The organism is Paenibacillus sp. F4, from assembly GCF_002894905.1.
Lineage (GTDB): Bacteria > Bacillota > Bacilli > Paenibacillales > Paenibacillaceae > Paenibacillus > Paenibacillus polymyxa_B.
In genome coordinates, this window is record NZ_POVS01000006.1 from 233,341 (window position 1) to 246,740 (window position 13,400).

Sequence of the window (13,400 nt, forward strand, 5' to 3'; positions counted from 1 at the left end):
TCCAGCAGGACTTTTGTAAATAAAGGGAGCGCACTTTTACGCATTTTGCGATCAGTGGGCTCCCCTTTTTCATGCCGATGATTTATTTTACGATATAGGAAGTCAGGTTATTGGCCAGATGTTGCATCGTTTCGCTCGCCTTTTGCATACGCTCCATCACTTCGGTGAAAGAGCTTACCAGAGTCGCCTGCTCCTGAGAAGAAGAAACAATTTGCTCAATTTCCTGCTCCATTTGACGAATGGAGTTCTGCACATCCTTGAGGGCTCCTTCAATATCGACCGTTGCTTTTTTGGATTCTACGGATAGCTTGCGCACCTCTTGAGCGACGATACCAAAGCCTGCTCCTGCTTCTCCGACACGTGCGGCTTCAATCGCCGCATTCAATCCAAGCAGGTTGGTTTGATCGGAAATTTCCTTGATGAATACAGCTACCTGATTGATTTTACCCGAGTTTTGTACGGCGATTTGGGTATTTCTTAAAATCTGTTCACTGGTAGCTTGAAGCTCCTCGGAATGAGCTGCCACCTGCTGCACCATATCAATAAGATGCTCGGTGATGGAGCGGTTCTCGGATACGATTTGATCCAGTTCATTTTTGTTAGTCAAATTATAGGAGGCCGCAAACGCTGCGATGACTTCACCTTTTTCATCAAACACAGGAATACTGATCATATCAAGTGGAAACCCCAGAATTTCAGCAGGAATGTGGGTCAAGCTGGCTTCACGTCCATTTTTAAGCATGGCAAAATTTTTATAGTCCTCGAGCAGCTCTGAGCCCGTTTCAAATCCGAGGTCCATACCCTCCGATTGAGTATACATAAGGACATGAGTACGGTCGAAGAGAGAAAGGGTCACTTTCTCACGCATAATCTGTTGTATGTAGGGAATGGCTGCAATTAATGCATCTATTGTATTCAAATAGATGACCTACCTTTCTTTACTAGATATATTTTTTATAGCCTTGTATATAGTTGTCGGTCTATGGACGGATAAAAGTTATAAAGGTATTGAAAACTCAAGGAAAATGAGAGTTTCAGAAAAAAAGGCATACCGTTTCCAATATGAAACGATATGCCTTTATATTTAATCTTAAAATGTAAGTGTTTGGTATAGCTGGGTCACTTGCCACGCTGCTCGAACAGTTGTGCGATTTCTACAATAACCTTGGTAGCAAGTACCATGTTGTCCACCGACACATACTCGAACTTACCGTGGTAGTTCTCCCCACCTGTGAAAATATTCGGTGTAGGCAGTCCCATGTAGGACAGCTGTGAGCCGTCTGTACCGCCACGAATCGGCTTGATAATGGGTTCAATATTCAGCTTCTTCATTGCTTCATAAGCGACATCGACGATATGCTTGACGGGCTCGATTTTCTCTTTCATGTTGTAATACTGATCTCTCAGCTCTAGTGTGATACGGTTTTCTCCATATGCCGCTTGTAGCTCTTTTACTACATTCGTCAAATAAGCCTTCCGGTTTTCAAAGCTCTCGCGGTCAAAATCACGGATAATATAGTTCAGTTTAGCTTGTTCTGCTGTGCCTGTAGATTCCAACAGATGATAGAAGCCATCATATCCGTCTGTATATTCCGGGGCTTCGTTCGCAGGTAATCGACTGTGCAGCTCCATAGCGATTTTGGCGGCGTGGATCATTTTGTTTTTAGCTGTACCGGGATGCACATTCACACCGTGAATGGTAATATGAGCGGCTGCCGCGTTGAAGCTCTCATATTCCAGTTCTCCGAGCGGTCCGCCATCTACGGTATAAGCATATTCAGCGCCAAAAGCGGCTACATCAAAGCGTTCCGGTCCTCTCCCAATCTCCTCGTCCGGTGTAAAAGCAACGCGAATTTTTCCATGTTGAATTTCTGGATGATCAATCAGATAGTGGATAGCTGTCATGATTTCTGCGATCCCGGCTTTGTTGTCTGCACCGAGCAGGGTGGTACCATCTGTTGTGATCAGGGTGTGGCCTTTATATTGAGCCAGTTCGGGAAACTCACGTGGAGAAAGCACCACACCAAGCGAAGCATTCAGCGTGATATCGCCCCCATCATAGTTTTCCGTCAATTGCGGTTTCACCCCTGCGCCAGTCAGCTCGGTAGCCGTATCGAGGTGAGCGAGAAAACCGATGACGGGAACCTCTTTATCCGTATTGGAAGGAAGAGTCGCCATCACATAACCATGATCATCAATGGTTACGTCTGTCATACCGATGGCTTTCAATTCGCCCACCAGGAGGTTGCCCAATGTGAGCTGTCCGGGTGTGGTGGGGCAAGTGTGGCTGCTTTCGTCGGATTGGGTATCTACCTGAACATACGTAGTCAGGCGGTCAATCAGTTCCTGTTTCATGTGTATATCCTCCTTGTTATCATTTCTTTTATGGTACGTATTTTATCATGATTAGACCTGTGATATGAAAAAAATGGTTTAACCTTTTGGAATGACGGGTTGTGTTGCACAGGGAGGACGAGTAAGATAATAGTAAAATAAGAAGTAAAAATAGAGTAAAACCATTAAAGGAGCCTGCAATGCCTACGTTAAAAGATATCGCTCAGGAGGCAAAGGTTTCGATATCCACGGTCTCCCGGGTGCTGAATTATGATGAAACACTGTCTGTGTCAGAGGAAACGCGTCGTAAAATTTTTGAGGTTGCCGAGCGCATGAAATATACGACTGTTAAACGTAAAAATGGCGGTATTGGCCGTCAGCCCCGCAAGAAGGCAGAGGGACCCATCCGGTTGGGTATGGTGCACTGGTTTAGCGCGTACAAGGAACTGGAAGACCCTTATTATCTCTCCATCCGGTTTGGCGTGGAAAAAGAGTGCCGCCAAAGCGGGGTGCAGCTGGAGCGTATTTTCCGACAAGAGGACCTGACTGCACTGAAGACGTCATCCGAAGGGCTGCATGGGCTGATCGTGCTGGGGCATTTTAGCAGCAAAGAGGTCGAGCGCATGCTGGAACTGCCCATTCCTTGCGTCTTTCTGGATCACCCGGTAGATCGTACAGGGGCAGACTATGTTGTCATTGACCTCGCTCGCGCTGCGGCAGATGCACTGGATTATTTGATGGGTGCGGGCCATCGTCACATCGGATATGTAGGTATGGGCAAGGATGAGCAGGCCCATGATTCCGAACGAGCGGAGCTGGATGCCCGTTATGAGACTTTTTTGCGGTATCAGGAACAGCACGGGCTGTGCACGTCGGATGACATTCATGTGTGCGGCGGAACGGCGGCAGACGGCTTCCGTGCGATGGAAGCGGCCATTCTGGCAGGGACCGAAAACCTGCCTACAGCCTTCTTTGTCGCGAGCGATTCGGTGGCTATTGGAGCGTTGAAGGCACTGGAGCAGCATCACATTGCTGTTCCGGAACGTATCTCAATCGTTGGCTTCAACGATATTCCGACAGCCGAATATTTGACCCCATCCCTGTCAACGGTCAAAACGCATACCGAACTGATGGGAGAAACAGGCGTTCAGCTTTTGCTGCATACGGTGCGTAATGGTCCGAACGAGGTGGGGCGCAAGGTCACCATTCCGACCGAGCTAATGATTCGCAACAGCAGTGCGCCGCTGCATACCCATACAAAATAAAATCAACATTATTGATTTGAACAGCTCCGGCTTACCAGGGCTGTTTTTGGTATAGGAAGATACAAAAATGGAATTGACAATTGTTTTGTAAATGCTTACATTGAAAGTATAATTATTTTACCAAGTTTTACTCGTCATTTTTACTTAAATATTTTACTATGGTATAAGAGTGAAAAATAAAAGGTTGAGGTGACTGCCCATGCGTACCATTTTGCCGCTAAATGACCAATGGTTTTACCGTCCCGAATATGTCGAGAGCGAAGTAAGCGCAGGCATTGATGCGAGTCGGTATGAGCCAGTTCTGCTGCCGCACACTAATGTAGAGCTGCCGTATAATTATTTTGACGACAAGGCATTTCAGTTTATTTCTACGTATAAAAGGGAGCTGGATATTCCGGCAGATGCCAAGAGTAAGCGAGTGTATGTTGATTTTGAAGGAGTCATGACCTATGCCCAGATATATCTAAACGGGGTGAAAGCAGGTGAGCATAAAGGTGGCTATACACCGTTCAGCGTTGAATTGACCGAACTTGCCGAGTATGGCGGCTCCAATGTGCTCACGGTTATTGTCGATTCCACGGAACGGGACGACATCCCTCCCTTTGGGGCAGTCATTGATTACCTGACCTACGGCGGTATTTACCGCGAAGTGCAGCTGCGAATCGTCGAGCCTGTGCATATCGGCACGGTATTCGTCCAAACACCGGAGCCGCTTGCGGCCAGCAAGGCGGTGCGTGTGGTCGCAGAACTGGAGGGACTGGGCGATCAGGAGGAAGACTTGACGCTTGGTCTACGACTGCTGGACGGAGCGAGTGTGAAAGCGGAAACCGGGCCGACAATAGTAAAGGCGGCGGATGTAACGCTGGAACTACAAGAACTGAACGGCTTACAGCTTTGGGAGCTAGACGATCCCAAGTTGTATGAAGCAGAGCTGACGCTGCTGTGTAACGGGGAAGAGCTGGATCGGTTGATCGTGCGCTTTGGCTTCCGCGAAGCCGAATTTCAGCCAGATGGTTTTTACCTGAACGGGCGGAAAATCAAGCTGCTCGGCTTGAACCGTCACCAGTCCTATCCGTACGTTGGCTATGCCATGCCCAAAAGAGCGCAGCGTCGTGATGCGGATGTGCTCAAGGAGGAATTGGGACTGAATATGGTACGGACATCCCACTACCCTCAGTCTCGTCATTTTCTGGATCGTTGTGATGAGATTGGATTACTCGTTTTCGAAGAGATTCCGGGTTGGCAGCATATTGGCGGTGAAGCGTGGAAGGAGCAGGCGGTGAGGGACGTAGAGGACATGATTATCCGTGATCGTAATCATCCCTCCATTGTAATCTGGGGGGTACGAATTAATGAGTCGCAGGATGACCATGATCTGTACACGCGTACCAATGAGCTAGCACGAAAGCTAGATCCGACCCGTGCTACGGGTGGCGTACGTTATATTGTAGGCAGTGAGCTGCTGGAAGATGTATATACGATAAATGATTTTGTTCATGATGGTGGGCACAAAAAATATTTGGCGAAGGAAATCCGCAATTTTGATACGTATGACGATACAGAAGGCGTAGATGGCGAAACGACAGGCTTGCGCCAGCCGTCTCTCGTTACAAAGCTGGATCATCCGGTCCCTTATCTGGTAACGGAATATAACGGGCATATGTACCCGACCAAGCGTTTTGACCAGGAGGAACGGGTAATGGAGCATGCACTGCGCCATACGCGGGTCCAAAATGCTTCCTATGCCGATGAGGGCATTGCCGGAGCGATTGGCTGGTGTGCTTTTGACTATAACACACATGCTGATTTTGGTTCCGGTGATAAAATCTGCTACCACGGTGTCATGGATATGTTCCGCCTGCCTAAATTTGCAGCGAGCGTGTACCGGAGCCAGAAGAACGTCGAACAGGAAATCGTTATGGAGCCGGTCACTTACTGGTCGCGTGGCGAGCGGAATATCGGAGGCATCGTGCCGCTGGTCGTGTTCACCAATTGCGATGAGGTGGAGTTCATCTACGGTCATGAGCGCAAAGGTGTTTATCGTCCGAACCGAGAGAAGTACCCGGCGCTTCCTCACCCCCCTGTCGTGATCGACGAGCTGACAGGCCACTGGGGCATGAAGTGGGAAGACGCTGTATTCATTGGGTACGTAGATGGGCAAGAAGTGATTCGTAAATACTATTCACGTAATCCGGTGCCGACAGAGCTACGGGTAGCTGCAGATGATATGGTACTGGAAGCTGGCGATTGGGACGTAACCCGAGTAGTAGTGGATGCTCTGGACGAATACGGCAATGCCCTGCCGTTCTATGCAGATCCTGTTTCGGTGGAGGTCGAGGGAGTGGGTCAATTGATCGGTCCTTCAAGCTTATCCCTAATTGGTGGACGCATTGCATTCTGGATTCGTACAAAGGGTGAGGCTGGCAATATCCGCGTGAAGGTTTCCACCCCTTCCCGTTTCAGTCCGCAGGAATTGAGCATTGACGTGCAATAAGGAAGCAAAGGCACATACAATCCTGCTAACTGCTTTTATACTGTCTGATACTTCTATTATTTAGTAAGGAGTTGTCCGCAGATTCTGCAAAGAATCTGAGAGGGCAACTCCTTTTTAGCATAGGTTAGGGTACGTTAATCTATAAGTCTTTCAAATTGTGTCTTATTACTGAGTCACTTAACGTTACGCTCGTAGATTGGAAGCATAGAATACACTATCAAGCGCAAGGGAGGTGAAAACTATGGCGATTCTTTTACCTCAACAAAACTTTACGATAGCGGCTGGTATCGGCAAATCGTATTATGAAAATTTGCGTGGTGGTGCAGATGCAGCAGTAACCGTTAATAATAACGGTCCCTTTCCGATTGATCTTGTCCTTACTGTTGTCAATGCGCCTGTGATTACCTATACGATCCCTGCATTCACTAGTCTTACGGTGGAAGTTGCCTTATTGCTGGTAGCTGGTTTATTGACTAGCGCGGCCGGAGGCACATTTGGTACGATTCAGATTGCGACAGCTGATCTTTAACCTGTAACGACCTGATCCTCTAACTCTAGCTTTGCCATGTGGCGAGGTTAGAGTTTTTTGTTTGAAATTTTCTGAAACTTTTTTCATATTGTGCCGATATATACATATAGCATAGCAAACAACAACATTGAAAAGGAGTACCCTGTATGAGCTTTAGCAATCCGGTTTTACGTGATGACATCTTTTTGCGCGAAGATGAAAGAGAAGCTAGCGAACAACGCATGACCATCGGAGGAACGGTGAACAAAACGTTGCTTCTGCTGGTTCTGCTCATCGTCTCTGGCAGTATTACCTGGTACATGACCTACGAAGGAACCGTAGAGGTACTATCCTTGCTGACGGCAGGATTTATTGGTATGGCAGGCGTAGCACTTGCGATATCCTTTTTTCCCAAATCGGCTCCGATACTCTCCCCTGTATATGCGATTCTGAGTGGTTTTGCTTTGGGTGGCATTTCAGCTTTTATGGAGTATGAGTATCCTGGGATTGTGGCCAATGCCATTTTGCTGACCGTGGGTATCTTGTTCTTGATGCTCTTTATGTACACACAGCGAATCATCAAGGTGACACGCGGCTTTATCTCATTCGTTGTCCTGTGTACGATGGCAATTTTTCTGGTGACGCTGGTTGATTTTATTTTGAACTTTTTCGGTATGAATGTTCCGTATATCCATGAAACGGGTTGGCTGGGTATTGGTATTAGTTTATTTATCGTGATCATTGCGGCTTTGAATCTGCTGGTTGATTTCAATTTTATTGAAGAGCAAGCAGATCAAGGTGCACCCAAATATATGGAATGGTATGGTGCTTTTGCATTGCTGGTGACTCTAGTATGGCTGTATGTACGGATTTTGGATCTGTTGGCCAAGTTCAGTAAGAGGGACTAAGTGCAGAGTGAGAAGAAAAGGATGGCTGAATGCCGTCCTTTTTTGTATTAAATAGACGGTTTAAAAATTGCATTTTACGTTAAATACATAGAAGTTGGGTAAAACATAAAGACAGACAGGAGAGGAGTGAGTGCATGTATCAAGTGGTGCTGGTTAGGCATGGACAGAGCGTGTATAACCGACAAAACCTGTTTACGGGCTGGACGGACGTGGACCTGACTGAACAAGGGACTCATGAGGCCATTGAGGCGGGACGTATTCTCAAGGAGGCTGGTTATACGTTTGATTTGGCATTTGCCTCTGTGCTAAAACGATCTATCCGCACGCTGTATCACATCTTGGATGAGCTGGATCATCTGTGGATACCTGTGCAGAAGTCATGGAAGCTGAATGAACGCCATTACGGTGCTCTTCAAGGGCTTAGCAAGCTGGATTCCGCCGTGCAATACGGCGAGGAGCAGGTTCATATCTGGCGGCGTAGCCTAACAGTGCGGCCGCCCATGCTGGATGAGAAGGACGAGCGGAGTCCGCATCGGGAAGAGCGTTATCGCAATATTAAGCCAGAAGAGCTGCCGCTTGGGGAAAGTCTGGAGGACACCGTGCATCGGGTCGGTGAGTTTTGGAAGCAGCGGATTGTACCTTTGATTCTCAAAAAGGATCGAGTTATCATTTCTGCACATGGTAATACTTTACGGGCCTTAATCAAGTACATGGAGAATCTGGACGAAACCGCATTACTGGATTTGAATATTCCGACAGGCATTCCACTGGTGTACGAGCTGGATGAGCATATAGATCCCATCCGGCGCTTTTATCTCGGTGATCCGAGTCATGTAGAGGCAAAGAAACAGGCTGTGGCCAATCAAAGCAAGGTAACGGAGTGACTTTTCATACACAAAGAGGACAGGGCGCTTCCTCGCATCCTGTCCTCTTTGTGTTGGTATAGATTAAGCGTTCGCTTCTTCTTCTGTTTCCTGGCTGTCTTCCTCTGCGGGAAGTGCCCACACCGATACACTGCCGGCACGAACGGGAAATATGCCGTAGCCATCCTGCTCAATCTTTACGGTATGATCGTGATGTCCGGTCAAATCCATCCATTCTTCCCCTACACGTTGTTTGCCTACGAACATGCGCTTTTCTCCGTCATTTGCGTTGGTGATCACCACAGCACATCCGGAGCCTTCCAGCTCAGGCACGCCTTGACGAACCCATCCAATCGTATGGGGATCATCAAAATAATCTTTTTGCTCACCATAAGCCTTATGGTACCGGGCATATAGAAGTGGGTCTAGCTCAGCCTGCTTGCCTTTCACGGGCGTTTGCCCCTGGATACCGTAGTAATCGCCGTAGAACACACAGGGATAACCGTCCTTGCGCAGCAAGATGAGTGCATAGGCGCTAGGCTTAAACCAGTCCTCCACCCAGGATTCTAGCGCTTCATGCGGCTGGGAATCATGATTATCGACAAAAGTAACCGAGTTCAGGGGATGGGTATGAACAAGCGTATCCTCGAAAATGGTGCTTAAATCGAAATCCTTGCCACCCAAGGAAGCGCTATGTAGTTTGTAGTGGAGGGATACGTCAAACAGGTCGATTTTATAATCAATGGTATCCAGGAACTTTTGACACGATTCCAGATCCGGTTTCCAAAACTCGCCTACCATATAAAAATCCTGCCCGCGTTTTTTAATCATTTCTGTAGCAAACTCTCGTACAAATTCATGATTAATATGCTTGATTGCATCCAGACGGAATCCGTTGCATTGCAGAGTATCTACCAGCCATTTCCCCCAACGGATCATCTCTTTGCGCACATCCTGATGATTATAGTCAATATTGGCGAACATTAAATAATCATAATTGCCGAATTCATCATCTACATTTTCGCTCCAGCTTTTATTTTTACCTAAAATACGATAGATTCCTGTCCGGTCCTGGCTTGCATCGTAATCGGTTCCGTTAAAATGTTCAAAGTTCCATTGAAATGTGGAATACTGACCTTGACGGCCGGGGAACGTAAATTTAGTCCAGCCTTCGATATCAAAGGGCTCGGAAATGACTTCATTGCGGTTATCCGGGTTAACCTCGACGACCTTGAATACTTCAGTTTCATCCGCGCCGGCCTTATGATTCATGACCAGATCGACATAGACGGCCACGCCGTGGCGAACACAGGCGGCAACAGCCTCCAGCAGGTCTTCCCTGGTTCCGTATTTGGTGCGCACCGCACCTTTTTGGTCAAATTCGCCCAGATCATAAAGGTCATAGACGCCGTATCCCGTATCCTCGGGCGATTGGCCTTTGGTGACAGGTGGAATCCATATCGCGTCAATTCCTTTGGCCTTCAGTCCCGGCGCCAGGCGGGTAAGCTTTTTCCAGTGAGAACCGTCAGCTTCGACATTCCACTCGAAAAATTGCATCATCGTATGGTTCCTTTTCATGTGCGTCCCTCCTTCATATATAACAAGTTACCCACCAAGTGAGGGGGGCTAAACGTCAGACGGTCAATATGATGCTGAATGAAGAACAAGGATCACTGTATAACGTATGCTAAATTATTAAAATTTGTTATACCTAAGTGGTCACAACGACTCGGGTAGCTAGAAAAGGGAACGTGAAAACGGTAAAATGAATCTAACTTAACAATAGTTCGGGTTTTGGGCAAACTGTGAAGCGCGAGCAACAGAGGAAAGGAGGAGTGGGCGTGACAGAACCGCAGCAGAACAAGAATGAAGCGAGCAAACCACTGATAAAGAAATGTACGTATTGTCAGGAGATGAAACCTTTAACGGACTTTCAGCGCAGAACGGGTCGCCGGGCTGGTCCTTATTCCCGGCGTGGTCCTTGCCGTTCCTGCCGGGGGTTGGCCCCACAAGAACGTGCAGCTACGTCCGCTCCCTCCGGCGAGGAAACGAACCCCTCGGCTGCTCCCGTGACGCAGCATAGCCTCGAAGCAAATACGGCTGCGCACAGCCTGCAGGCGTCACTACCTATGGAGGCACAACGCCCCCGCAGGAAGCCGGTCACGGATAAAGCGCGTGAGCGCCACCGGCAACGGGTTCGGCATCTGCTTAGCAGGCTGAAGCCTGCGGATACCCGGGCGTTGCGGCTCAATCGCAATGGCATGATTCGGCTAAGAGGCAAAACCGACCAGGGGAGACGCTGGCATCAAGAGATTGAGCTTGATCTGGCCATGACCCTGGTCAGAGAGCGTATGGCGGTGATTGTTAATCCATACACCGTGCGCAGACTGTATAGCAACAAGGAATTTCGTCAATATGTGCTTAAGCGTGACCGTTATACTTGCTTTTTTTGCGGGGGCTACGGTGACACGATTGATCATTTACTGCCTCGGGCAAAAGGGGGACACACGACGCCGGTCAATTGTGTATGTGCTTGCAATGAATGCAATCAAGTTAAAGCTGCCCGCGATGTAGATGAGTTCATTGAGTCTGGTGTACCGCAGCCGTCTCCTGATGATTTCGAGGCACCTGATAATCCTGATGCTTCTGAAGGCACCCTACATACGTAGGGCGACTCTTGGAGCGTAGGTCCCTTAGTACAGTTCTACTTCAAAGCCGGATTCCTTCCAGGCTGTTGTTCCGCCTTCGATAAAAACTACATTGGTAAAGCCCATCTGCTGGAGTGTATAAGCTGCTAATGCAGCTTGTCCGCCTGCCCCACAAGTGGTGATAATCGGGCCTCCGTATGAATATATTTTGTGTTATTTTCATATTATCGAACTGAAACGCACGCTCTCTATTACCCTCCTCTAGCATAAAATGACCCTTCTTTTAAGGGAAACTTGGACAAAAATCGAGCTTATTCTAATTTTTATCTAAAATAACAATAAAAATTTTGCAGAAATTTGTGCAAATTTAAAATTTCTTCGACGATTGTGTCGTGAAAGGTGTAATATAGAGGTATAGGGTTCCGTTTCGGCCTGTTGTAGTCACGAAGGAGCGCTTCGTGGAATATTCCGCAGCAGTAACAACAGAATACCGTCTGAGCAATATACAATTGGCATCTGCGATAAATCAGTCTTGCCCTTTAGGGTATAGGCCGGTTTTAGCTGTGCTTCTTGCATGTTTAAGGGCGTGAATTCGATGAATGTTTTATTGCTAGAGTTTATGGATACAGGTTACGAGAAAGGAATGGACTTCTATTTTCACAGTAAAGGAGGACGTTCACGCATGTCTGAAAACCAACAAGAGGTGGCAGTAACACAGGAAGCTACCAAAGAGTCTCGGGATGTATTGGACCAATTGATGAAACCGGAGGTTCAGCAATCGCTGACCGTGCTGGTAGAAAATCTGCCCAAGTTGACTGAGATGGTTACTTTGATGACCGACGCTTATGATGTAGCTCGCAGTCTGGCGACTGACCCTGTCTTTATCGGAGATATGAAAAGCTCCATGGGAGAGTTTGTGAAGCCTGTTACAGATTCGGCTAAAGGATTGGCTTCTGCTGCAATTGAAGCAAATGACCGTGTACAGACTACGGACGGCAGTGTAGGTCTGTTTGGCCTGCTCAAAATGCTTAAAGATCCGAATGTACAAAAAACGCTGCGTTTCAGCCAGGCTTTCCTGGATATTCTGAATGAGCGCCAACGCGAAAGCAAATAATTACCTGATCAAGAACGGAGGATGGACATGTCGAAGCAAATTTTGATCTTGGGCGGCGGATACGGCGGATTGCTGGCCGCTCTTACAGCACGCCAGCATATGGACGCTAGCCAAGCAACCATTACAGTGGTTAACCGCTTTGCGTCGCACCAAATTATTACGGAACTGCACCGTTTGGCGGCAGGTACAATTGCCGAAAAAGCTGTTGCGCTTCCTTTGGAAAAACTGCTGCGTAACAAAGAAATTATCCTGAAAGTGGATACTGTTTCCGAAATCAAGCCTGACGATAAAAAAGTAACCTTGGCCAGTGGCGCTACGTTGAGCTATGACGCTCTCGTTATTTCCCTGGGCAGCGAAACGGCTTACTTCGGTATTCCAGGACTGCAAGAGCATAGCTTCACGCTGAAATCAGTGGCAGAAGCCAATCGTATTCGTGTACATGTGGAAGCTCGTCTGGATGCTTACAAGCAATCCGGTAACCAAGCAGACTCTACAATCGTTATCGGTGGTGGCGGTCTGACAGGTGTTGAGCTGGTGGGCGAATATGCTGACAAATTGCCTGTAATTTGTCGCGAAAAAGGTATTAACTACGAAGATATCAACTTGTATTGCGTAGAAGCTGGACCATCTATTTTGGCAGGCTTCCCTCAACCACTGGTTGATCGTGCAGTAACAAGCCTTGAAAAACGTGGCGTTCAAATCGTAGCGGGTGTTCCGATTACAGAAATGAAAGCTGACGAAGTTCTCTTGAAAGACGGACGTTCGATCAAAACGAACACACTGATCTGGACAGGCGGCGTACAAGGTAATGCACTGGTTGGCGCATCTGGTATCGAAGTAAACCGTGGTCGCGCAACTGTGAATGGTGCACTGCAATCGACTTCTCACGAAGACATCTTCCTCGCTGGCGACAGCGCAGTGGTGTTCCCGGGTGAAGGCGAGCGTCCATACCCTCCAACGGCACAGTTGGCTTGGCAAATGGGCGAATTAGTTGGTTACAACATCTTCGCTTATTTCAACGGAGCGAAAATGGAACGCTTTACACCAGTATTCTCCGGTACACTGGGCAGCTTGGGCAGAACAGACGCGATCGGTACTGTAGGCGCGAATGGCACCCAACTGAAAGGCGCTGTAGCTACTTTGATGAAGGAAGGCAGTAACATCCGTTACTTGTCCCACATCAAAGGACTTTTTGCATTGGCCTATTAATATTCCTTATATTTTATATGTTTCATTGGAAGAGAGCGCTATTCAGCGCTCTCTTTT

The 13,400-nt window shown here is 47.7% G+C and carries 11 protein-coding genes and 1 pseudogene; 8 read left to right on the plus strand and 4 right to left on the minus strand.

Going from position 1 to position 13,400, the window contains the following annotated elements; all coding sequences use genetic code 11:
• Positions 1–82: 82 nt before the first annotated feature.
• Both C1T21_RS03570 and pepT read right to left on the minus strand, forming a co-directional pair.
• Positions 83–919, minus strand: coding sequence for a methyl-accepting chemotaxis protein (locus C1T21_RS03570; RefSeq protein WP_103047242.1), 837 nt, complete (start codon positions 917–919; stop codon positions 83–85).
• Positions 920–1,119: 200 nt separating this feature from the next.
• Positions 1,120–2,355 carry a peptidase T gene (gene pepT, locus C1T21_RS03575; protein WP_103047243.1) on the minus strand — a complete coding sequence of 412 codons (1,236 nt, stop codon included), beginning with the start codon at positions 2,353–2,355 and terminating at the stop codon, positions 1,120–1,122.
• Positions 2,356–2,534: 179 nt separating this feature from the next.
• On the opposite strand from pepT, the gene C1T21_RS03580 reads away from it, so the two are divergent.
• From C1T21_RS03580 to gpmA, 5 genes are all read left to right on the plus strand, one after another.
• Entirely contained in the window at positions 2,535–3,599 is a 1,065-nt protein-coding gene (locus C1T21_RS03580) for a LacI family DNA-binding transcriptional regulator (RefSeq protein WP_103047244.1), read from the plus strand.
• 199 nt (positions 3,600–3,798) lie between these two features.
• Entirely contained in the window at positions 3,799–6,093 is a 2,295-nt protein-coding gene (locus tag C1T21_RS03585; RefSeq protein WP_103047245.1) for a glycoside hydrolase family 2 protein, read from the plus strand.
• A 241-nt stretch (positions 6,094–6,334) separates the two neighbouring features.
• Entirely contained in the window at positions 6,335–6,622 is a 288-nt protein-coding gene (locus tag C1T21_RS03590; RefSeq protein ID WP_069290641.1) for a hypothetical protein, read from the plus strand.
• Between the two features lie 146 nt (positions 6,623–6,768).
• Complete coding sequence (locus C1T21_RS03595; RefSeq protein WP_103047246.1) at positions 6,769–7,509, plus strand: Bax inhibitor-1/YccA family protein; 741 nt, start codon at positions 6,769–6,771, stop codon at positions 7,507–7,509.
• A 134-nt stretch (positions 7,510–7,643) separates the two neighbouring features.
• A complete protein-coding gene (gene gpmA, locus C1T21_RS03600; protein ID WP_013312531.1) occupies positions 7,644–8,393 on the plus strand; it encodes a 2,3-diphosphoglycerate-dependent phosphoglycerate mutase in 750 nt (249 codons plus the stop codon).
• Positions 8,394–8,456: 63 nt separating this feature from the next.
• Here the strand turns inward: gpmA and C1T21_RS03605 are convergent, their stop codons facing one another.
• Positions 8,457–9,950 (minus strand): alpha-amylase, encoded by a 1,494-nt coding sequence (locus tag C1T21_RS03605; protein WP_103047247.1) that lies wholly within the window; start codon positions 9,948–9,950, stop codon positions 8,457–8,459.
• Positions 9,951–10,213: 263 nt separating this feature from the next.
• Here C1T21_RS03605 and C1T21_RS03610 point away from each other — a divergent pair, with 263 nt between their 5' ends.
• Entirely contained in the window at positions 10,214–11,041 is an 828-nt protein-coding gene (locus C1T21_RS03610) for an HNH endonuclease (protein WP_103047248.1), read from the plus strand.
• 24 nt (positions 11,042–11,065) lie between these two features.
• On the opposite strand, the pseudogene C1T21_RS03615 reads toward C1T21_RS03610, so the two are convergent.
• Positions 11,066–11,209: pseudogene (locus tag C1T21_RS03615) on the minus strand (rhodanese-like domain-containing protein); the annotation flags it as partial.
• Positions 11,210–11,702: 493 nt separating this feature from the next.
• Between C1T21_RS03615 and C1T21_RS03620 the strand changes: the two are divergent.
• Complete coding sequence (locus tag C1T21_RS03620) at positions 11,703–12,134, plus strand: DUF1641 domain-containing protein (protein ID WP_013312528.1); 432 nt, start codon at positions 11,703–11,705, stop codon at positions 12,132–12,134.
• Positions 12,135–12,161: 27 nt separating this feature from the next.
• Complete coding sequence (locus C1T21_RS03625) at positions 12,162–13,343, plus strand: NAD(P)/FAD-dependent oxidoreductase (protein ID WP_103047249.1); 1,182 nt, start codon at positions 12,162–12,164, stop codon at positions 13,341–13,343.
• The last annotated feature ends 57 nt before the right edge of the window (positions 13,344–13,400 follow it).